This is a genomic window from Brevundimonas sp. (assembly GCF_030656255.1).
GTDB lineage: Bacteria > Pseudomonadota > Alphaproteobacteria > Caulobacterales > Caulobacteraceae > Brevundimonas.
The window spans coordinates 24,002-42,643 of the sequence record NZ_JAUSOE010000059.1 but is presented as its reverse complement, the minus strand read 5'-3'; the positions used below and the strand labels follow the sequence as shown (position 1 = coordinate 42,643).

The window sequence follows — 18,642 nt, the reverse complement described above, 5'->3', positions numbered from 1 at the left end:
GCATCGAGCAGCTGGGGCGGGTCCGGGTCGACGACTATCAGTGGATGAAGGACGACAACTGGCAGGGGGTGCTGCGCGACCCGACCCTGATCAAGGCCGACGTCAAGGAACATCTCGAGGCGGAAAACGCCTATCGCGAAGCCATGATGGCCTCGACCCTGCCGCTGCAGGCGGCGATGTTCGAGGAGATGAAAGGGCGGATCAAGGAGGCGGACAGCTCCGTCCCCTCGCCTGACGGCCCCTGGGAGTATTTCGTCGAATACCGGACCGGCGAGCAGCATCCCCGGTACATGCGCCAGCCGCGCGGCGGCGGCGTGGCGGATCTGCTTCTCGACGCCAACGCCCTCGCAGAGGGAAAGGCTTATTCGCAGGTCAGCGCCACCGGCCATAGCCCCGACCACGCCCTGTTCGCCTATTCCGAGGACGCACAGGGGTCCGAGGTGCACCAGAGCTTCGTCAAGGACCTGGCGAACGGCGAGGTCCTGCCTGATCCGATCGGCTCGGCCACCGGCGACTTCACCTTCTCTCCCGACAGCCAGTGGATTTTCTGGACCAACCGCGACGACAACGGTCGCCCTGACAAGATCTTCCGCCGTCCGGCCCGTGGCGGAGAGACGTCGCTGGTCTATGAGGAGAGCGACGATGGCATGTTCATCAGCGTCGGCCGCTCCGCCGACGACGCCTTCGTGATAATCTCGATCGCCAATCAGGAAACGTCCGAGGCGCGGTTTATCCCCGCCGCCGACCCGACCGCGGCCCCCGCCGTGCTGGAGCCGCGCCGCGTCGGCCGGCTGTACGACGCCGATCACTGGGGCGACCGCTGGGTGATCCGCACGAATGCCGACGATTCAATCGACTTCAGGATTGTCGAGGCTCCGACGGCCGCTCCGGGCAAGGCGCACTGGACCGACCTGGTCCCGCATACGCCCGGTCGTTACATTGAAAGCGTGGCGCTGGCGAAGAACCATATCGGCCGCCAGGAACGGGCCGACGCCAATACGAAGATCGTCATCCGCGACCGCGCAGGCGCCGAGCACGAGATCGCTGTCGACGAGCCAGCCTATTCCCTCTCCCTGCGCGGAGCCTCCGAGTTCGACACGACGGTCATGCGCTACGGCTACAACTCGCCGTCCACGCCGACATCGACCTATGACTATGACCTCGCCACGCGGGAACGGACCCTGCGCAAGGTTCAGGAGGTGCCGTCGGGCCATGACGCCTCGGACTATGTGGTCGAGCGGCTGAACGCCCCCGCTTCGGACGGTCAGTTGGTGCCGGTCACGGTGCTGCGTCGCAAATCCACGCCGGTGGACGGCTCGGCGCCCCTGCTGCTCTACGGCTACGGCTCCTATGGCATTCCGATGCCGGCCAGCTTCTCGACCAACCGGCTGTCCCTGGTGGATCGCGGCTGGATCTACGCCATCGCCCATATCCGAGGCGGCTCGGACAAGGGCTGGGGCTGGTTCCTGGACGCCCGCCGGATAACGAAGAAGAACACCTTCACCGACTTCATCGCCGCCGCCGAACACCTGATCGACCGCAAATACGCCGCGACTGGAAAAATCGTCGCCCAGGGCGGGTCGGCCGGAGGTCTGCTGATGGGGGCCGTCAACAATATGCGGCCTGACCTGTGGGCCGGCGTCATCGGCCAGGTGCCCTTCGTCGATGTGATCAACACCATGAGCGACACCTCCCTGCCGCTCACGCCGCCGGAGTGGCCCGAGTGGGGCAATCCCATCGAGGACCCCGAGGCCTACGACTATATGATGAGCTACAGCCCCTATGATCAGGTGGGGCCGAAAGCCTATCCCGCCATACTGGCGACGGGCGGCCTGTCCGATCCTCGCGTCACCTATTGGGAGCCCCAGAAATGGGTCGCCAAGCTGCGGCCGGCGACCACCTCCGGCAAGCCGGTGCTGCTGAAGATCAATATGGAGGCTGGACACGGCGGGGCGGCCGGTCGGTTCGACTATCTGAAGGAAGTCGCCCACGACTACGCCTTCGCCGTCTGGGCCGTCGACAAGGGCTGGGAACAGGCCTGACTCATCCCGTCGTCATCCGCCCCGCAACGCCCGACGATTGGCCAGGCCTCTGGCCCATCATCGAGTCGGTCGCACGCGCCGGCGAGACCTATACCTATCCGCTGGATTTGACCGAGGCCGCAGCCCGCGTGATCTGGACTCCGCCCCCGCCCGGCGCGACTCTGGTCGCGGTCGATGACGGCCGGGTTCTCGGCGCGGCCAAGATCACGCCGAACCAGCAGGGCAATGGCGCCCATGTGGCCGACGGCAGCTTCCTGGTCGCCCCACAGGCGCGCGGGCGGGGCCTGGCCCGTCGGCTGGGCGAGGTCGCGCTCGACTTCGCCCGCGACGCCGGCTTCCGGTCGATCCAGTTCAACGCTGTGGTCGAAACCAATACGGTCGCGGTGGCCCTATGGAGCAAGCTGGGCTTCGAGATCATCGGCACCTTGCCGGAGGCCTTCGACCACCCGAGGGACGGCCTGGTCGGCCTGCACGTCATGCATAGACGGCTTTAGCCCTTCGACTGCAGTCGCGCCGCCAGGCTGGAGGTGTCCCAGCGATTGCCTCCCATGGCCTGGACCTCGGCGTAGAACTGATCGACCAGGGCGGTCAGGGCCAGCCGCGCCCCGTTCGACCGCGCCTCGTCCAGCACCAGGCCCAGATCCTTGCGCATCCAGTCCACAGCGAAGCCGAATTCGAACTCGCCTTTCGCCGCCGTCTTCCAGCGATTGTCCATCTGCCAGCTCTGAGCCGCGCCCTTGGAGACGGCGTCAAAGGCGGCGTCGGTGTCCAGGCCCGCGACCTGGGCGAAATGCACCGCCTCGGCCAGGCCCTGAACCACGCCTGCGATGGCGATCTGATTGACCATCTTGGTCAACTGGCCCGATCCGGCCGGCCCCATATGTTTGATCGCCTTGGAATAGGCCATCAACACAGGCTCGACTTTGGCCAGCGCCTCGGCGTCGCCGCCGGCCATGACGCTGAGCTGGCCGTTCTCGGCGCCCGCCTGGCCGCCCGATACCGGGGCGTCGATGAAGCGGCGTCCCTGCCCCTCGGCCAGCTCCGCCATTTCGCGGGCTACCTTCGCAGACGTCGTCGTGTGATCGACGATCACCGCGCCTTCCGCCAGATTCGGCAGGGCCTCGGTCACGACGGCGCGCACGTCGTCGTCATTGCCGACGCACAGGATGAATAGATCAGCGCCCTGGGCCGCCTCCGCCACCGTCATCGCAAACCGCCCGCCCGCTGCGGAAGCCCAGGCCTCGGCCTTGGCCGGGCTGCGATTGAAACCGGTCACGTCGTGTCCCGCTTCGACCAGGTGACGCGCCATCGGGGCGCCCATGACGCCCAGGCCGGCGAATGAGATCTTCATGACAAGCTCCTTGGTCTGACGCAGGGACTAGGCCGCACCGGACCTGTGTTCAAGGCGCTGCGCCCCGATCAACGCGGGGTTAACCTTGCTGCGCCCACAATGGTCCGGAAATACTCGGGGTAGTCATCCATGTCCGTGAGCGATCGTCCGATCCTCATCAAGAAGGTCAAGAAGGTCTCCGGCGGCGGCCACCACGGCGGCGCGTGGAAGGTGGCCTATGCGGACTTCGTGACCGCCATGATGGCCTTCTTCCTGCTGATGTGGCTGATCAACACGACCGATCCGGAGCAGAAGAAGGGCATTGCCGAATATTTCGCGCCGGCCAGCGTGTCCGAAACCACGTCCGGCTCGGGCGGCATACTGGGCGGCACAGCCCTCGGCGACGACGGCCCCAAGAGCTCCGGATCTCAGTCGGTGATCGAGCAACTCGCGCCCGAAGCCCCGGCCGACGCCACGACCGCCGGATCCAGCACCAATCTCGCATCCGCCAGCGAGGCCGCGCTCCAGGCCGAGATCCAGAAGCGCGAGGCCGCCGAGTTCGCCAGCGCCGCCGAATCCCTGCGTCAGGCCATGCAGTCGATGCCGGAACTTGCCGAACTGTCGAAACAGCTGATCGTCGATCAGACGCCCGAGGGCCTGCGCATCCAGTTGGTCGATCAGGAGGGCCGCTCCATGTTCGACAACAACTCGGCCCGGCCGAACGCCCGGGCCCAGGTCCTGCTGCGCGCCGTGGCCAAGGTCATCAACCAACTGCCGAACCGTATCTCCATCACCGGCCACACCAGCGCCACGCCCGGCTCCAATCGCGCCAGCGGACCGGCCGACTGGACCCTGTCCTCGGAAAGGGCCAACGGCTCTCGCCTGGTGCTGCAGGGCGCGGGCGTAGACGCTGACCGGGTCTATTCCGTCGCCGGCAAAGCGGGTTCGGACCCCCTCTATCCCGACGACCCGACCCTGGCCGGCAACCGCCGCATCGCCATCGTTCTGCTGCGTGAGGCCCCCGTCCTGCCGATGGACACCTCGCTGTGATCCCGCTCGGCTGTGGCGCGAACACGCTTGCGGCCCGGCGAGGAATGACGCCAAATCCGACCATGAGCCTTCGACCGTCACACTCTCGGCAAGATCGGGTGCGGATCTAGCGCCGTGACGCAGCATGTCCCGACACGACAGCTCCGGTTCTTCATGACCTCGGTCGCGCCGTGTCCCTATCTGCCGGACAAGACCGAGCGTAAGGTCTTCGCCAATTTGCCCTTTTCGGACGGCGCCCACGTCAACGACGAACTGACCATCGCCGGCTTCCGGCGCAGCCAGAACATCGCCTATCGCCCGGCCTGCGAAGCCTGCGACGCCTGCGTCTCGGTCCGCCTGCCGGTCCCCGAGTTCGCCTTCAGCCGGTCGCAGCGCAAGGTGCTGGCGCGCAACGACGACCTGTCGCGCAGTCTGGTCGAGGCCGAGGCCACGACCGAACAGTTCCAGTTGCTGCGTCGCTATCTGACCACCCGCCACCCGACCGGCGGCATGAGCGACATGGGCTGGCTCGACTATGTCGCCATGGTCGAGGACACGACGGTTCGCACCCATCTGATAGAATATCGCCTGGCTTCGACCGACGGCGGCCCGGGCGATCTGGTCGCCGTCACCTTGACCGATCTGTTGAAGGACGGGCTGTCGATGGTCTACAGCTTCTATGATCCGACCCTGGAGCGCCGCAGCCTGGGCCGGTTCGCCATCCTGGACCACGTTCGCCAGGCGGCCCTGGTCGGCCTGCCCTTCGTCTATCTGGGCTACTGGGTCCAGGGCTCGGACAAGATGGACTACAAGTCGGGTTTCCGCCCGATGGAAGTGCTGGGCAAGCTCGGCTGGGTGCGGCTAGAAGATTAAGCGAACCGCCTCTCCCTCCCCGTCCGGGGAGGGGCGTCGCGCAGCGACGGGGTGGGGGCGGCCCGGCAGGGACGCACGGTCCAACTGAGCAAATCGATGTATCGCCCGGCCCGGCCCACCCGGCTTCGGCTACGCCTTCGCCCCCCTTCCCCGCAGGGGGAGGGAGAGGCCAAACCCTACCTGAACTTCCGCAAGCCTCGCGGTCCCTGACGACCCGCCCCGGCGCGCTTGCCCAGCCAGTCCTTCCAGTCGGGCCAGTTGCGACGGCGTCCGCCGCCGTCGGCCCATTCCGGGCCCTGTTCGGCGTTGAACACGGTCACATCGGCCAGGCCGCCCTGTTTGAAGCCCTGCAGCCGCACGCCCTTGCCGCGCCCCATCTCGGGCAGTTCGGCCAATGGGAAGATCAGGGTCTTGATGTTCTCGCCTATGGTCGCGACATGATCGGCCGCCGGCGTCTGCGGGATGCGCAGCATGGCCAGCATGTCGCCGTTCAGCACCTGTTTGCCGCCGCGCTTCTGGGCCAGGGTCTCGTCTTCCGGCGCGATGAAGCCATAGCCGGCCTTCGACGCGATCAACAGTTTCCCGCCCGGCTGGTGCGCCAGGACATTGATGATCTCGGCCTTCTCATCCAGGTCGATCATCAACCGCAGCGGCTCGCCATGCCCCCGACCGGACGCCAGCTTGTCGGCCCCGATGGTGAAGATCCGTCCGTCCGACGCCCCGACCAGCAGCTTGTCGGTCGTATAGGCCGGGACCAGATAGGCCAGTTGGTCGCCTTCCTTGAACTTCAGTTCCGACGGATCCTCGACCTTGCCCTTGGCGGCGCGGATCCAGCCGCGTTCCGACAGGATGACAGTGATGGCCTCGCGCGGAATAAAGGCCTCGGGGGCCACGAAGGCGGACGAGTCCACGGCGTCGGCGATGGTCGTCCGGCGCGGCGAGATCAGCGCCTTGCGCACGGCCTCCAGCTCCTTGGAGATGGCCTTCCACTGCTTGCCTTCCGACGACGTCAGGGCCTGCAGGTTCGCCAGCTCTTCCGAAAGCTCCTTGAACTCCTTCTCGATCGTCATCTCTTCCAGACGCGCCAACTGACGCAGCCGGGTGTCGAGGATGAAATCGGCCTGGACCTCGGTCAGGCCGAAGCGCGCGATCAGGACGGCCTTGGGCTGTTCCTCCTCGCGGACGATGCGGATCACCTCGTCGATGTTGAGGAAGACGATACGCAGGCCTTCCAGCAGGTGCAGCCGCTTTTCGACCCGCGCGATCCGCCATTGCGAACGCCGGTTCAGAACCTCGCGCCGGTGATCCAGGAAGGCGCGCAGACAGGGCTTCAGCCCCATGACGCGCGGCGTGCCGTCGGCGTCCAGCACGTTCATGTTGATCGGGAAGCGCACTTCCAGATCCGACAGCTTGAACAGGCTCTCCATCAGCATCTCGGGCTCGATGGTGCGGTTCTTGGGCTCCAGGATCAGGCGGATGTCTTCCGCGGACTCGTCGCGCACGTCGCCCAGCAGCGGCGCCTTCTTGTGCTCGATCAGGTCGGCCAGCGCCTCGATCAGGCGCGACTTCTGCACCTGGTACGGCATTTCGGTGACGACGATCCGCCACACGCCGCGCCCCAGGTCCTCGGTCTCCCAGCGCGCCCGCAGCCGCACCCCGCCGCGTCCCGTCTCATAGGCGTCCAGGATCGAGGCATGGCCTTCCACGGCCACCCCGCCGGTCGGGAAATCCGGACCGGGGACCAGTCGCACCAGGTCCTCGGTCGTCGCCTCGGGCCGATCCAGCAACATCTGGCAGGCGTCGATCAGTTCGCCGACATTGTGCGGCGGAATGGAGGTCGCCATGCCCACGGCGATGCCGGACGATCCATTGGCCAACAGATTGGGGAAGCCGGCCGGCAGGACGATCGGCTCTTCGTCCTGGTCGTCATAGGTCGGACGGAAATCAACCGAATCCTGGTCGATCCCGTCCAGCAGCAGCACGGCCGCCGGGGTCAGCTTACACTCGGTGTAGCGCATGGCCGCCGCGCTATCGCCGTCGATATTGCCGAAGTTGCCCTGACCGTCGACCAGCGGATAGCGCTGGGCGAAGTCCTGGGCCAGACGCACCAGGGCTTCATAGATCGAGGCGTCGCCGTGCGGGTGGTATCCGCCCATGACCTCGCCGACGACCTTGGCGCATTTACGTGCCGCCGCCTGCGGGTTCAGACGCATCTGGTGCATGGCGTAAAGGATGCGCCGGTGCACGGGCTTGAACCCGTCCCGAACGTCGGGAAGGGCGCGGTTGGTGATGGTCGACAGGGCGTAGGCCAGATAGCGGCGGCTGAGGGCCGTCTCCATCGGCTCGTCGATGATACGGCCGCCTTCCGGCGGCGGAGCGTGGATCGTCATGGGCCAGCGAATCGAGGATCGGGAGCGCGAAGTCTAGCCCGTTCAGTTCAAGACAGGGCGTCTATCTGTGGGAGAAGCCTGTCGAAAGGTAACCGAACGCCGCCCCCGGTCGTATGAGGGTGACATTCTCACGTCAGGCCCGTCACCATGATCCTGTTCCTGCTTTCCTATCTGGCCGGCGCCCTGACCATCGTCAGCCCCTGTATCCTGCCGGTCCTGCCCTTCGTCTTCGCCCGTGCCGACCGCCCGTTTGTGCGCAACGGCTTTCCGCTGCTGGTCGGCATGGCGATCACCTTCGCCGGTGTGGCCAGTCTGGCGGCCGTGGGCGGCGGCTGGGCGGTGCGGGCCAATGAGGCGGGACGCTGGATCGCGCTCGCGGTCATGGCGGTGCTGGGCCTCAGCCTGCTGATCCCCCAGTTCGGCGACCGTTTGATGCGGCCCTTCGTGGCCTTGGGCTCATGGCTGACGGAACGGGCCGAACGCCAGTCGGGCGACCAGGGCGACGTGCGCGCCTCCCTGCTGCTGGGCGTGGCCACAGGCCTGTTGTGGGCCCCCTGCGCCGGACCGATCCTGGGCGTCATCCTGACCGGGGCGGCGCTTCAAGGCGCGGGCGTCGGCACGACGGTCCTGCTTCTGGCCTATGCCCTGGGCGCCGCCACATCCCTGGCACTGGCCTTGGTCGTCGGCGGCCGAGTGTTCAAGGCGATGAAGGGGGCGCTCGGGGCCGGGGAATGGCTGCGACGCGGCCTGGGCGTCCTTGTCCTGATCGGCGTCGTCGCCATCGGCCTGGGCCTGGACACGGGCCTTCTGACCCGGATCTCGGCCGGCAGCACCGGAAGGCTGGAACAGGCGCTGCTGACCACCATCGGCCGCGGCGCGCCGATGAACGCGGCCCCGACGGACCTGGCCAACCTGCCGGTCGAGGGCGTCATGCCGCCCCTGACCGGAGCCACCACCTGGATCAACTCCCCGCCCCTGACGCCGGAGCAACTGCGCGGCAAGGTGGTGGTCGTGGATTTCTGGACCTATTCCTGCATCAACTGCCTGCGCGCCCTGCCCTATGTCCGGGCCTGGGCCGACAAGTACAAGGATCAGGGCCTGGTCGTGATCGGCGTCCATACGCCCGAGTTCGCCTTCGAGAAGTCAGAGGCCAATGTCCGCGACGCGGTGCGCCGTCTCGGCGTCGACTATCCGGTCGCCATGGACAATGATTTCGCCATCTGGCGCGCCTTCAAGAACCAGTACTGGCCCGCCCATTACTTCATCGACGCCCAGGGCCGCATTCGCCACCACCATTTCGGCGAGGGCGACTATGAGGGCTCGGAACGGGTCATCCAGCAACTGCTCAAGGAGGCCGGGGCCGCCGATGTCGCCGCCGACGTGGTCCGGGTTCAGGCCCAGGGCGCCGAGGCCGCCGCCGCCATGGACCAGCTCGGCTCGCCCGAGACCTATGTCGGCTACGCCCGCGCCGAAAACTTCCGCTCGCCGGGCGGCCTCGCCCGCGACGCCGTCAAGACCTATGTGGCCAGCCCGCTGGACCTGAACGACTGGAGCCTGGTCGGGCGCTGGCGCGTGACGCGCGAGCACGCCGAACTGGCGGCGGCGGGCGGACGGGTCTCGTTCCGCTTCAAGGCCCGCGACCTGCATCTGGTCATGGGGCCGGGCGCGACCGGCGCGACGCCGCGTTTCCGCGTCCTGATCGACGGCCAGGCGCCCGGCGCCGACGCCGGCTCCGACATCGACGCCCAAGGGGTGGGCCGCATCGACCAGCAGCGCCTGTATCAGTTGATCCGCCAGTCAGGCCCAGTGCGCGAACGCACCTTCGAGATCGAGTTTCTCGATCCCGGCGTCCAGGTCTTCGCCTTCACCTTCGGCTAAAGGTCCAGCAGCAGCCGCAGCCGGTTCTTGGCCAACTGGCGACGCTTGCGGACCAGTTCTCGGCTGATGTTCAGATGGGCGGCGATACGGTCGTCGCTCCAGTCGTCCAGATGAAGCCGCAAGGGTTCGACCAAGGCGGCCGGAAGAGCGTTCATGGCCCGGCCCCAGGCTGCATCGCTTTCCTGCTGCGACAGCGCCTCCTCCGGCGACGGCGCCGCCTTGACCCAGGCGGCGGCGGAGGGTGACGGCAGATCGGCGTCCTCTGTCGCGATGGGAATGCGATTGGCGTTCTGGCGGTGCTGATCCATGCAGGCGTTGTGCAGGATCCGCACCAGCCAGGCCCCGGGGTTCTGCACCGGCTGACGGTCAAAGGCCTGGGCCGCCCGCACCATGGCCGCGCTCAACGCGTCCTCGGCGTCGGCCCGATTGCCGCCGGAGAGCCGCAGGCTTCGCTGCCGCAGACTGCTCTGATGCGCCATCCAGATCGCCCAGAAGCGGTCCATTGACGGCGGCCGGTCCAGAGCGCGCGCGATCACGCCCGCTGGCGTCAACCCGGCTTTTGGACCCCCGCCCCGATCGCCGCCGGCCGCTCGGGCCAGAATCTCGACAGGCGACGGCGTACGCGGCGCTGAACGATGGGAAGCAGAACGCCGCTCAGGCGGCGAAGGCGTCGCAGGCGCCCTTTCCTCTCCGCTTTCCGTCTCCCAATCCGGAAACAACCGGACGACATTCATATCCGTCACTCCCCCTCGGCGTGAGGAGTGACCATCAAGCTCAAAACGAGCTCGCCCCCTACGCTTGGCCTGGCAGAACCAACGGGAGCGTACCGGTCGAGGTCTCGTCGCGATGCTGGATCGACGACGTCACATCAACCAGAGTTTGAAACAGCCCCAGTCATACTACTTAGACGGGCATTATTTCTTTTTGTGAAGCCAGTTCACGCGATGCTTGCAAATATTGACAGCTATTGGCCGGCTGACGCCTCGTGAGCCGGCGCGACGGCCGATGACGATGCGGCGGTCCGTTCGATCATTGCGCAGATCGCGAGGTCCAACTGCCGTGTCACCTCGCGCGCGATGATCTTCTGCAAGGCCTCGACGATCTCGAGACTGACCTGGGCGGAAGGCCCCCTCGCCGCGCGCTGCATGTCTTCGGGCATGGCCGCCAGGCGTTGCTCGGCCACGGCGCGTTTCAACAGCTCGCGCTGATCGGCGAAACTGTCGACGACCGTGTGTTTCTGCTCCGATATGGAGTCATAGAGATGTCGTCCACTCGCCCCTTGCGCATCCGTCATCGGGCGGATCCGTCTTCATCGGGCGGCAGCCCCAGAGCCCGCGTCAGCTGCACCTGAAGCTGCTCGATCATGGCCTCGGTGAACTGGGGAATCGGCGTGTCCGGCGGCGACTGAGCCGCCAGCAACTCCGGCAGGCGCGCAGCCGAGGTCCTGAAGACCTCGGCGACCATCCGGCGGGCCGCCACGACAATGGGATCCGCAGCCGGAACCTGCGGCTCGCCGCCGGCGGCCTCAGGCGTAGGAGAATCGTCTGTCATCAAACCCTCCTGTCCGGCCTCATTCCTTGTCGGAGCCGGCGGAGACGAACGAGATCTTCTCGACCAGCTCGCCGTCTTCGATATCGGTCAACAGGCCGCGCGCCTTGACCATCAGCTTCGCCGCCCAGGGCGCATAGGGATCGGTCAGCAACGGCTCCTGCATTCGGTACAGAATGGCGACCATCGCCTCCGCCGCAGCACGCAGTTCCTGATATCTGGACTGGCTTTCCTCAAACCGTTCGGCCGAGGGTCTGTCTTCTGCGGCGTCGCTCCACCGCTCGGTCTCGCATCGCGTCTCCCATTCCAGCGTTTCCGCTTCCTGGACGACGGCCTCGGCGTCGCTCATCTTCGATAGGGTCAAACGGGACATGGCTGCTCCTTCTCTCTCTTCGGCTAGTTTCTGGGAAAGGTCTTGACCGCCGTGGTGACGGATTCCGCCGCCAGGCCCGCCGCGATCGGCGCCGCGAACGAACTGACCAGGGCCATGGCGTAGGCGATAAGCGCCGGTTCGTTCATCCCGCCCGACGCCAGCATCATGGCCATGGCCTTGCCCTGGACGGTGGTGCTGATGGACAGCATGTTGCGCTGGTAATCGGCGGCGTCCTGCACCGACAGAGCCGCCGCCTGGGTGGCCTTGTCGTAGGCGATGGCGCCGCCGGCCGAGACGCGCGTCGAGGTCGAGGGCGTGCCCTGCTCGAGCGGCGCGAAGCCCAGCGCCCAGTTCGTCGAGGTCTGAACGGCGTCCTTGATCTGGCTGTTGACGGTCGGTTCGGTCACGGCGCGAAAGCTCTCGTTTCAGATGAAGGCGCTATTTCTGCGCCGCGTTCATGATCATGGTGACGGCGCTGGAGGTGACGGCGTTGCCGATCTGCTGCAGCCCCCCTTGCGCCTGCTGGGCGTTCTGCATGGCCAGAGAGATCGAATGGGCCATGCTCTGATAGACCAGCGCCATCGATTGGGCCGGCGCTTCGCCCAGCACCTTAACGTTGGTCTGGGTGACCGCGTCGGTGACTTGCGAGTTGACGGGCGTGTCGGCGGCCATGGTTCAGATCCTGACAATTCTAGAGATTCAGCAGTTTGGCGGCGATAAGCAGAACAAGGGCGTTTTCGAGCGGGCTGGGCGCCGGCGGTCGGGCGGCGATCCGCGTGGTGGCGATGGCCGAGACCATGCTTCCCATCTCATAGACCTGCATCACGCCCTGGTTGGTGGCGGCCTGGGCGCAGATCGAGGCCTGGCGCTGGGCCTGGACCGCGTTCTCGAACACGATCGCCGTCGAATGGGCCGCGCTCTGATAGATCGAGCCCATGGCGATCGTGGAGGCGGCGCCCAGGACCATCAGGTTCTGCTGCGTCACCGCATCGGTGATCTGACTGTTCACGGCGGTCGGATAGGCCATGGCTCAGACCGCGATTTCGAGAATCTTGGCGATCAGGGCGCCGACGGCGGCGTTATTGATCTGCTGCATGCCCCCCTGGGTCTGGCTGGCGTTCTCGACCGAAAGACTGGTGGCGTGCGCCACCGCCTGGACCGATACGGCCATGGCTTCCGCCGGCCCCTCGCCCAGCACCTTGACGTTGGTCTGGGTGACGGCGTCGGTGATCTGTGCGTTGACCGTGTCGCTCACGACGAAGCCTCCCCCTTTTCTTGATGCTCAGGTGACGACCGGCGCGCCGTAGAAGGCCGATGGCGCAGGCTCCTGACGAACTTGCGACACCGACCGCACGCCGACGTCGGCAGTCCGGACCGTGCGAACCTGCTGCATGTCAGACAGACTGGCCGCCAGTTGCCGGATCTGCAGCGTCGACAGTTCCGCCGCATGCTGCGTCGAAGCGGCCAGACGCGCGGCGAAGGCGTCCGCCGAGGCCATGATGGTGATCAGACCGGCGTTGCACACGCCGGCTCCGGCGCACAGCAGCAGGGCGTCGTCCCGACAGGCCGAGACGGCGAGCCCTTCTTCCGTTCTCAATCGCTTGTCCTCGCGTGTCATTCGAATGGCTCCTCACGACGCGGACCGATGTCCGGCCACGGAATGACGGACGGCTTGTCCATCAGCGCCTGGACGCAGTTCATGGTCGCGACCATGCCAAGGATGTTTGTGGTCTGCTGGTTGGCGACGGCGTTGTGGTACATCATCCCGCTGGCCTGATTGGCGGCCACCAGGCTCTGCATCGCCGCGAAGCTGGGACCCGAGCCGATGACGGTCAGCAGGGTATTGGCGACCGATTCCGCCGTGGGGGCCGTCGCGGGGTTCTTGCTGAGCTCCAGCATGAGCTTCAGAATCTCCTCGAAGTCGCCGAGGGTCTGTGCGGATTTTTCCGCCGTCTTCTCGTTCATCTTCGCCTCGACCATGGTCGTCCTCCAGGGGTTGGCGCGGCGGGCGCCAGCCTCCCGCCGCAGCCTTCACGGATATCCAAGGGCGGCGTCAGGCCGCCGTGGCGCGCAGGGCCGTCAGCAGGGACAACAGATTGTCAGGCGTGTCCGACTGGCTGATCTTGCTGGCCGCGACAGCGCCGGCCATGGTATCGACGCTGTAGATCTGGATGACGCCCTGATTGGTCGCGGCCTGGCCGGCGATGGCCAGTTGCTGCTGCGAAGAGGCGGCGTTTTCGTAGAGAATTCCGGTGGAGTGGGCGAGCGACTGATAGATCGCGCCCATGGCCATGGCCGGGGCGTCGCCCAGCACCTTGACGTTGGCCTGGGTGACGGCGTCGGTGATCATGCCGTTGACGGGTGTCGGAAGCGCCATGTCTCAAGTCCTTCTGTTTTGGGTTTTGCGGGACGGAAAATCAGGAAACCGCGGCCGTGGGACCGACGGCGCGCAGGGCCGTCAGAAGGGCCATCATGTTGTCGGGCGTATCCGACTGGGCGATCTTCGATGTGGCGACCGCGCCGGCCATGGTGTCGACGCTGTAGATCTGGATCACGCCCTGATTGGTCGCGGCCTGGGCGGCGATCGCCAGCTGTTGCTGCGAGGAGGTCGCGTTCTCGTAGAGAATGCCGGTGGAGTGGGCGAGCGACTGATAGATCGCGCCCATGGCCATCGCCGGGGCGTCGCCAAGGACCTTCACATTCGCCTGGGTGACGGCGTCGGTGATCTGACCGTTCACCGGTGTCGGAATAGCCATGGTTGTCTCCTTCCATTCGATTGAGGCCTCGGATGGAGGGTCGCGTGGCCCCGTTGAAAGTCGACCCCCACAACCATGACGCGCCATGTCGCCTGGCGTGAATTCCCATGGTTGTTTTTCGAGACAGACTTGAAGAAGGGTTCAGGCGAACGCCGTCGCCTCACGCTTGCGAGGCGCAAAAATGAACGCGAGCCTCGCACCGAACCGGCGCGCTATGGGACTTGAACCAGGGCCCTCGCCTAAAGACGTCCCGTCTCGGCCAGCTTGTCCAGCATCCAGACACGCGCGGCCGGCAGGGGCTTGTTTTGCGGATGAAAGACGAACTGCTCCAGGAAATGCCCCGTCAGGTCGAATCCCGCCTTGACGTCCCCCTCGACCAGTCCCGCCTGCGCCCCAAGCATGAAGGGCGGCAGCGTCAGCATCTTGTCGGCATAGGGGGCGCCGGCTTCGCGGCTGACGGCCCGTCCGGTGCGAGGGCTGACATAGATCAGGTCGTCCGCCGTCCCGGTCGCCGCGCATTTCGACAGATCAAGACCAAAGCCCAGGTCCTCCAGCAAGCCCGCCTCGAACCGCACGAAGATGGCCGGCCAGACGTCCGGCAGGGCGAAGGCCCCCATCAGGGCCTCGAAAGCCAGGAAGACGCCGGGATGAGGCTCGCGCTCCGGCAGAGCGCCCTGGGCCACCCCCGCCGCCGCCGCCAGTCCGGTCAGGGCCAGGGCGTCGTCGAACAGGGCGCTAGGCCCCTCGCCCACCGGCTCCAGCCGCGCCCCGCCCAGATGATCCGACGTCCGCGCCCGATAATCCGCCACCACCCGCGCCCCGGCCTGCAGAAACGGCCGCATCTTGCGTGACGCCCCGCCCGCCACATAGGCCGCGCGCCGTCCATGGGTCTCGGTCAGCAGGTCCACCACGGCGCCGGTGTCCCCATGGGCGCGCGCCGACAGGACGAAAGCCTCTTCATGAAAATCCATCAGGGAACGGGATCCGCCGCCTCCGGCGCCTCGATCAGGGCCACCACGGCCTTCGCCTTGTCCTTCGGAATGGGCATGCTCAACACATACTGCTCGATCTTCCAGCCGTCCTCGGTCCGCCGCAGCACGCCCGAACCGCGCGTCAGCCCATAGGCGTCATTGTCCAGCAGTTCGTCGAACCAGACGATGCAGCGACAGTCGCCGGGCGCCAGGGTCGCCACCCGGTCGTGCGGCCGATAGGTCCACCCCTGCCCGCGCGAGAAATAGGGCGTCGCATAGGCCTTGAACTGCGCCAGCGTCCAGCGCTCGGTCGCGTCCGTCCCGATGAAGCGGGCATCTGCTGTAAACAGATCGAAATAGGCGTCGGCGTCAGCGCGCGACGCCGCCCCATGCATCTGGTCCACCACGGCCTCTGCGGCGAAGACGGGGTCCTGCATGGCTTGCGACGGGGCGGATATCAGGGCCAGGGCGGCGAGAGCGGCGATCATGAGTTCGTTCTACTCCTGTTCTCGGCTTTCGAAAACAGGCTAGGGCCTGATCGCCGCCGGTGCTTAGCCTTTGAACATTTGACGAAGATCATGGACGAAGGGGACAAGCTCGACCAAGGTCCAATGGACCGTCGAGACCGCGACGCCCAAGCCCAGCCCCGACCTGCCAGGCCCTCCCCGGCCGTAACCTTGAAGAGCCCCATGTCGCGTATTCGCAGCCAATCCCTGCGCTCCAAACTGATGTCCGCCCAGGACGCGGCCGCTCTGATTCCCGCCGGCTCGACCGTGGGCATGAGCGGCTTCACCGGCTCGGGCTACCCGAAGGCCGTGCCGCCGGCTCTGGCGACGCGGATCGAGGCCGCCCACGCCGCCGGCGACGCCTTCCGCCTGAACCTCTGGACCGGCGCCTCGACCGGGCCGGAACTGGACGGCGCCCTGGCCAAGGCCGACGGCATAGAACGCCGCCTGCCCTACAACTCCGACCCCATCGCGCGTGAGAAGATCAACTCGGGCCAGATGGACTATCTGGACATGCACCTCAGCCAGCTGGCGCCCATGGTCTGGCAGGGCGTGCTGGGCCCGCTGGACACCGCCGTAGTCGAGGTCTCGGCCATCAACGCCGACGGCAGCCTGGTGCCGTCCTCGTCCATTGGCAACAACAAGACCTGGCTGGACAGGGCCGAGCGGGTGATCCTGGAGGTCAACGCCTGGCAGAATCCGGCGCTGGAGGGGATGCACGACATCTATTACGGCACCGCCCTGCCGCCCGACCGTGTGCCCATCCCCCTGACCCGTCCCGACCAGTTGATCGGCCAGCCGACCCTCCGCTGTGATCCGGCCAAGATCGTCGCCATCGTCGAGACCGAGGCTCCGGACCGCAACCTGCCCTTCGCCGCGCCGGACGCCACCGCCCGCGCCATCGCCGGCCACCTGATCGAGTTCCTGAAGCACGAGGTCCGGGTCGGCCGCCTGCCGTCCGCTTTGTTGCCGTTGCAATCAGGCGTCGGCAATGTCGCCAACGCCGTACTGGCGGGCCTGATGGACAGCCCGTTCGAGCGGATGGCCGCCTATACGGAGGTGATCCAGGACGGGATGCTGGACCTGCTGGACGCCGGCAAGCTGACCGTCGCATCGGCCACCGCCTTCTCCCTCAGCCCCGAAGCCGCTGCGGATATGAACAGTCGGATGGAGCAGTTCCGCGGCAAGATCATCCTGCGCCCGCAGGAGATCTCGAACCATCCCGAGCTGATCCGCCGCCTGGGCTGTATCGCCATGAACGGCCTGATCGAGGCCGACATCTACGGCAACGTCAACTCGACCCAGGTCATGGGGTCGCGCATTCAGAACGGAATCGGCGGCTCGGGCGACTTCTCGCGCAACGCCTTCATCTCCTGTTTCGTCACGCCTTCGACGGCCAAGGGGGGCGCCATCTCGGCCATCGTGCCCATGGCCAGCCACGTCGACCACATCACCCAGGACGTTCAGGTCATCGTCACCGAACAGGGCCTGGCGGACCTGCGCGGCCTGTCGCCGAAACAGCGCGCCAAGCTGATCATCGCCCACTGCGCCCATCCCAAATACCGCGATGCGCTGAACGACTATTACGACCGTGCGCTGAAGGGCTCCTACGGCCTTCAGTCGCCGCATCTGCTGAACGAAGCCCTGTCCTGGCACCAGCGCTACATCGAAACGGGGTCGATGCTGCCGACCTGACGGGCGATCAGCGGGCCAGGGTCGTGGGGAAGTCCCGGCCCAGGGCCTCGGCCATGGCCTGCTGGCTGATCAGGAAGACCTGGTCGCGGAGGTGATAGTTGTTCGACAGCACGATCACCGTCACATCGGCCTCGGGCTGATACAGCATCAGGTTGCGGAACCCGCCCCAGCTGCCGGTATGATAGATTTGGCGATCCTGGAAGCTGGGCCGGACCTGATCGCCCAGCCGATTGGAGAATACTCCGTATCCCCAGTCGCGGCGCGGATGGCCGCGCTCCTTGGGCGTGTCGGCCGGGGCGTGGTCGGCCAGCATCTGCTGATAGCTGAACGGCTTCAGCAGCGCCCCCCGGTGCAGCGCCCTCTGCCACACCAGCAGATCGTCCAGCGTCGAATAGACCGCGCCTGCGCCTGCGACGATGGAGGTGTTGGCGTTCGGCTGGGCCGCCAGTCCGGCCGGGAAGTTGGCGTAGCCCATGATCACCCCATGGTCGCCGCCGTCCAGGTCCAGTCCGCTATCCTTCATCCCCAGAGGGCCGAAGAAGGTCTCGTGCATATAGGCCTCATAGGGCCGGCCGCTGGCGGTCTCGACAATGGCGGCCGCCAGATTGAAGCCCGCGTTATCGTAACGAACCTTGGTCCCCGGCGAGAATTGCAGGCCGAACTGTTTCGAATCCTCGGTCAGCTCGTTCAGGGTCGCCGGCGTCGTGCGCCGCATGCCCCAACCCGGCCGCGCCATCAGGTCCGGAATGCCCGAAGTGTGCGACAACAGGTGGCTGATCCGCACCGGCTCCCAGGCCTTCGGACAGGGCTGAATCCATTTGCAGACCGGATCCGAGACGCTCAGCTTCCCTTCATCCTGCAGTCGCAGGATCGCCGTGGCGGTGAACTGTTTCGAAATCGAGGCCAGCCGGAAGCGCGAGTCCAGCTTCAGCGGGCGGTCCTGCTCATAGTTCGCCTCGCCATAGACCTGGCGGAACAGCACCTGATCGCCCTTGGCCACCAGCACCGCCCCCATGAACCGGCCGGCGGCCGCCTCTCGGTCGAGCCGCGCGGCCAGTTGCGGCAAGTCCTCGACCACCACCAGGGGCGGACGCGGCGGCGTGTCGGGACGTATGGAGGCCAGAACCGCGTCGCTGGTCGGTTTCACGGCCGTGGAAAAGCCGGCCCAGACCGCCCCGCCGAGGATCAGCGCCCCAAGGACGCCCAGAACGAGCCGGGGATGGCCCCCAGGGGTACGCGGCACTTCAAACA

General features: G+C 66.5%; 23 protein-coding genes. 6 read left to right on the top strand and 17 right to left on the bottom strand.

Annotated features, from left to right (window positions below; translation table 11 throughout):
* Window positions 1-2: 2 nt before the first annotated feature.
* Window positions 3-2,042 carry a S9 family peptidase gene (locus Q7J26_RS06630; RefSeq protein ID WP_304935699.1) on the top strand — a complete coding sequence of 680 codons (2,040 nt, stop codon included), beginning with the start codon at window positions 3-5 and terminating at the stop codon, window positions 2,040-2,042.
* Entirely contained in the window at window positions 2,009-2,536 is a 528-nt protein-coding gene (locus Q7J26_RS06625; protein ID WP_304935702.1) for a GNAT family N-acetyltransferase, read from the top strand. The genes Q7J26_RS06630 and Q7J26_RS06625 overlap by 34 nt, the downstream gene beginning before the upstream one ends.
* Here the strand turns inward: Q7J26_RS06625 and Q7J26_RS06620 are convergent.
* Entirely contained in the window at window positions 2,533-3,393 is an 861-nt protein-coding gene (locus Q7J26_RS06620) for an NAD(P)-dependent oxidoreductase (protein ID WP_304935698.1), read from the bottom strand. The two genes, Q7J26_RS06625 and Q7J26_RS06620, sit on opposite strands and share 4 nt — an antisense overlap.
* A gap of 129 nt (window positions 3,394-3,522) precedes the next feature.
* On the opposite strand from Q7J26_RS06620, the gene Q7J26_RS06615 reads away from it, so the two are divergent.
* Both Q7J26_RS06615 and Q7J26_RS06610 read left to right on the top strand, forming a co-directional pair.
* Entirely contained in the window at window positions 3,523-4,422 is a 900-nt protein-coding gene (locus Q7J26_RS06615) for a flagellar motor protein MotB (RefSeq protein ID WP_304935697.1), read from the top strand.
* Between the two features lie 114 nt (window positions 4,423-4,536).
* A complete protein-coding gene (locus Q7J26_RS06610) occupies window positions 4,537-5,274 on the top strand; it encodes an arginyltransferase (RefSeq protein WP_304935696.1) in 738 nt (245 codons plus the stop codon).
* Window positions 5,275-5,450: 176 nt separating this feature from the next.
* On the opposite strand, the gene parC is transcribed toward Q7J26_RS06610, so the two are convergent.
* Window positions 5,451-7,664, bottom strand: coding sequence for a DNA topoisomerase IV subunit A (gene parC / locus Q7J26_RS06605; protein WP_304935695.1), 2,214 nt, complete (start codon window positions 7,662-7,664; stop codon window positions 5,451-5,453).
* A gap of 147 nt (window positions 7,665-7,811) precedes the next feature.
* Between parC and Q7J26_RS06600 the strand changes: the two genes are divergently transcribed.
* A complete protein-coding gene (locus tag Q7J26_RS06600) occupies window positions 7,812-9,542 on the top strand; it encodes a cytochrome c biogenesis protein DipZ (protein ID WP_304935694.1) in 1,731 nt (576 codons plus the stop codon).
* On the opposite strand, the gene Q7J26_RS06595 is transcribed toward Q7J26_RS06600, so the two are convergent.
* From Q7J26_RS06595 to Q7J26_RS06530, 14 genes are all read right to left on the bottom strand, one after another.
* A complete protein-coding gene (locus tag Q7J26_RS06595) occupies window positions 9,539-10,093 on the bottom strand; it encodes an RNA polymerase sigma factor (RefSeq protein ID WP_304935693.1) in 555 nt (184 codons plus the stop codon). The two genes, Q7J26_RS06600 and Q7J26_RS06595, sit on opposite strands and share 4 nt — an antisense overlap.
* 413 nt (window positions 10,094-10,506) lie before the next feature.
* Window positions 10,507-10,836 (bottom strand): hypothetical protein, encoded by a 330-nt coding sequence (locus tag Q7J26_RS06590; RefSeq protein WP_304935692.1) that lies wholly within the window; start codon window positions 10,834-10,836, stop codon window positions 10,507-10,509.
* Window positions 10,833-11,093: a hypothetical protein gene (locus Q7J26_RS06585; protein ID WP_304935691.1), complete on the bottom strand. Its 261-nt coding sequence runs from the start codon at window positions 11,091-11,093 to the stop codon at window positions 10,833-10,835. The genes Q7J26_RS06590 and Q7J26_RS06585 overlap by 4 nt, the downstream gene beginning before the upstream one ends.
* Before the next feature lie 19 nt (window positions 11,094-11,112).
* Entirely contained in the window at window positions 11,113-11,463 is a 351-nt protein-coding gene (locus Q7J26_RS06580; RefSeq protein WP_304935690.1) for a hypothetical protein, read from the bottom strand.
* A 23-nt stretch (window positions 11,464-11,486) separates the two neighbouring features.
* Complete coding sequence (locus Q7J26_RS06575; protein WP_304935689.1) at window positions 11,487-11,870, bottom strand: hypothetical protein; 384 nt, start codon at window positions 11,868-11,870, stop codon at window positions 11,487-11,489.
* 31 nt (window positions 11,871-11,901) lie between these two features.
* Window positions 11,902-12,135, bottom strand: a complete 234-nt coding sequence (locus Q7J26_RS06570; RefSeq protein WP_008262209.1) for a RebB family R body protein — start codon at window positions 12,133-12,135, stop codon at window positions 11,902-11,904.
* A 19-nt stretch (window positions 12,136-12,154) separates the two neighbouring features.
* The gene (locus Q7J26_RS06565) at window positions 12,155-12,490 is read right to left on the bottom strand and encodes a RebB family R body protein (RefSeq protein WP_304935688.1); all 336 of its coding nucleotides are present in this window, start codon (window positions 12,488-12,490) and stop codon (window positions 12,155-12,157) included.
* 3 nt (window positions 12,491-12,493) lie between these two features.
* Window positions 12,494-12,718: a RebB family R body protein gene (locus tag Q7J26_RS06560; protein ID WP_008260453.1), complete on the bottom strand. Its 225-nt coding sequence runs from the start codon at window positions 12,716-12,718 to the stop codon at window positions 12,494-12,496.
* Window positions 12,719-12,745: 27 nt separating this feature from the next.
* Window positions 12,746-13,081, bottom strand: a complete 336-nt coding sequence (locus Q7J26_RS06555) for a hypothetical protein (protein WP_304935687.1) — start codon at window positions 13,079-13,081, stop codon at window positions 12,746-12,748.
* Window positions 13,078-13,443 (bottom strand): RebB family R body protein, encoded by a 366-nt coding sequence (locus Q7J26_RS06550; RefSeq protein ID WP_035310418.1) that lies wholly within the window; start codon window positions 13,441-13,443, stop codon window positions 13,078-13,080. The genes Q7J26_RS06555 and Q7J26_RS06550 overlap by 4 nt, the downstream gene beginning before the upstream one ends.
* Window positions 13,444-13,516: 73 nt before the next feature.
* Window positions 13,517-13,840: a RebB family R body protein gene (locus tag Q7J26_RS06545; protein WP_008259391.1), complete on the bottom strand. Its 324-nt coding sequence runs from the start codon at window positions 13,838-13,840 to the stop codon at window positions 13,517-13,519.
* Window positions 13,841-13,880: 40 nt separating this feature from the next.
* Window positions 13,881-14,219, bottom strand: a complete 339-nt coding sequence (locus tag Q7J26_RS06540; RefSeq protein ID WP_008262254.1) for a RebB family R body protein — start codon at window positions 14,217-14,219, stop codon at window positions 13,881-13,883.
* A gap of 239 nt (window positions 14,220-14,458) precedes the next feature.
* A complete protein-coding gene (recO, locus tag Q7J26_RS06535; RefSeq protein ID WP_304935686.1) occupies window positions 14,459-15,190 on the bottom strand; it encodes a DNA repair protein RecO in 732 nt (243 codons plus the stop codon).
* Window positions 15,190-15,678: a nuclear transport factor 2 family protein gene (locus Q7J26_RS06530; protein ID WP_304935685.1), complete on the bottom strand. Its 489-nt coding sequence runs from the start codon at window positions 15,676-15,678 to the stop codon at window positions 15,190-15,192. Before Q7J26_RS06530 ends, recO begins: the two co-directional genes overlap by 1 nt.
* 201 nt (window positions 15,679-15,879) lie before the next feature.
* On the opposite strand from Q7J26_RS06530, the gene Q7J26_RS06525 reads away from it, so the two are divergent.
* Window positions 15,880-17,391, top strand: a complete 1,512-nt coding sequence (locus tag Q7J26_RS06525) for an acetyl-CoA hydrolase/transferase family protein (RefSeq protein WP_304935684.1) — start codon at window positions 15,880-15,882, stop codon at window positions 17,389-17,391.
* A 7-nt stretch (window positions 17,392-17,398) separates the two neighbouring features.
* Here the strand turns inward: Q7J26_RS06525 and Q7J26_RS06520 are convergent, their stop codons facing one another.
* A complete protein-coding gene (locus tag Q7J26_RS06520) occupies window positions 17,399-18,634 on the bottom strand; it encodes a serine hydrolase (RefSeq protein WP_304935683.1) in 1,236 nt (411 codons plus the stop codon).
* Between the last annotated feature and the right edge of the window lie 8 nt (window positions 18,635-18,642).

Bases quoted from the DNA above. Each gene is read 5' to 3' on its own strand.
- Q7J26_RS06620 (WP_304935698.1), bottom strand. From the start codon at position 3,393: ATGAAGATCTCATTCGCCGGCCTGGGCGTCATGGGCGCCCCGATGGCG.
- Q7J26_RS06615 (WP_304935697.1), top strand. From the start codon at position 3,523: ATGTCCGTGAGCGATCGTCCGATCCTCATCAAGAAGGTCAAGAAGGTC.
- parC (WP_304935695.1), bottom strand. From the start codon at position 7,664: ATGACGATCCACGCTCCGCCGCCGGAAGGCGGCCGTATCATCGACGAG.
- Q7J26_RS06600 (WP_304935694.1), top strand. From the start codon at position 7,812: ATGATCCTGTTCCTGCTTTCCTATCTGGCCGGCGCCCTGACCATCGTC.
- Q7J26_RS06590 (WP_304935692.1), bottom strand. From the start codon at position 10,836: ATGACGGATGCGCAAGGGGCGAGTGGACGACATCTCTATGACTCCATA.
- Q7J26_RS06585 (WP_304935691.1), bottom strand. From the start codon at position 11,093: ATGACAGACGATTCTCCTACGCCTGAGGCCGCCGGCGGCGAGCCGCAG.
- Q7J26_RS06580 (WP_304935690.1), bottom strand. From the start codon at position 11,463: ATGTCCCGTTTGACCCTATCGAAGATGAGCGACGCCGAGGCCGTCGTC.
- Q7J26_RS06570 (WP_008262209.1), bottom strand. From the start codon at position 12,135: ATGGCCGCCGACACGCCCGTCAACTCGCAAGTCACCGACGCGGTCACC.
- Q7J26_RS06565 (WP_304935688.1), bottom strand. From the start codon at position 12,490: ATGGCCTATCCGACCGCCGTGAACAGTCAGATCACCGATGCGGTGACG.
- Q7J26_RS06555 (WP_304935687.1), bottom strand. From the start codon at position 13,081: ATGACACGCGAGGACAAGCGATTGAGAACGGAAGAAGGGCTCGCCGTC.
- Q7J26_RS06550 (WP_035310418.1), bottom strand. From the start codon at position 13,443: ATGGTCGAGGCGAAGATGAACGAGAAGACGGCGGAAAAATCCGCACAG.
- Q7J26_RS06545 (WP_008259391.1), bottom strand. From the start codon at position 13,840: ATGGCGCTTCCGACACCCGTCAACGGCATGATCACCGACGCCGTCACC.
- Q7J26_RS06540 (WP_008262254.1), bottom strand. From the start codon at position 14,219: ATGGCTATTCCGACACCGGTGAACGGTCAGATCACCGACGCCGTCACC.
- recO (WP_304935686.1), bottom strand. From the start codon at position 15,190: ATGGATTTTCATGAAGAGGCTTTCGTCCTGTCGGCGCGCGCCCATGGG.
- Q7J26_RS06530 (WP_304935685.1), bottom strand. From the start codon at position 15,678: ATGATCGCCGCTCTCGCCGCCCTGGCCCTGATATCCGCCCCGTCGCAA.
- Q7J26_RS06525 (WP_304935684.1), top strand. From the start codon at position 15,880: ATGTCGCGTATTCGCAGCCAATCCCTGCGCTCCAAACTGATGTCCGCC.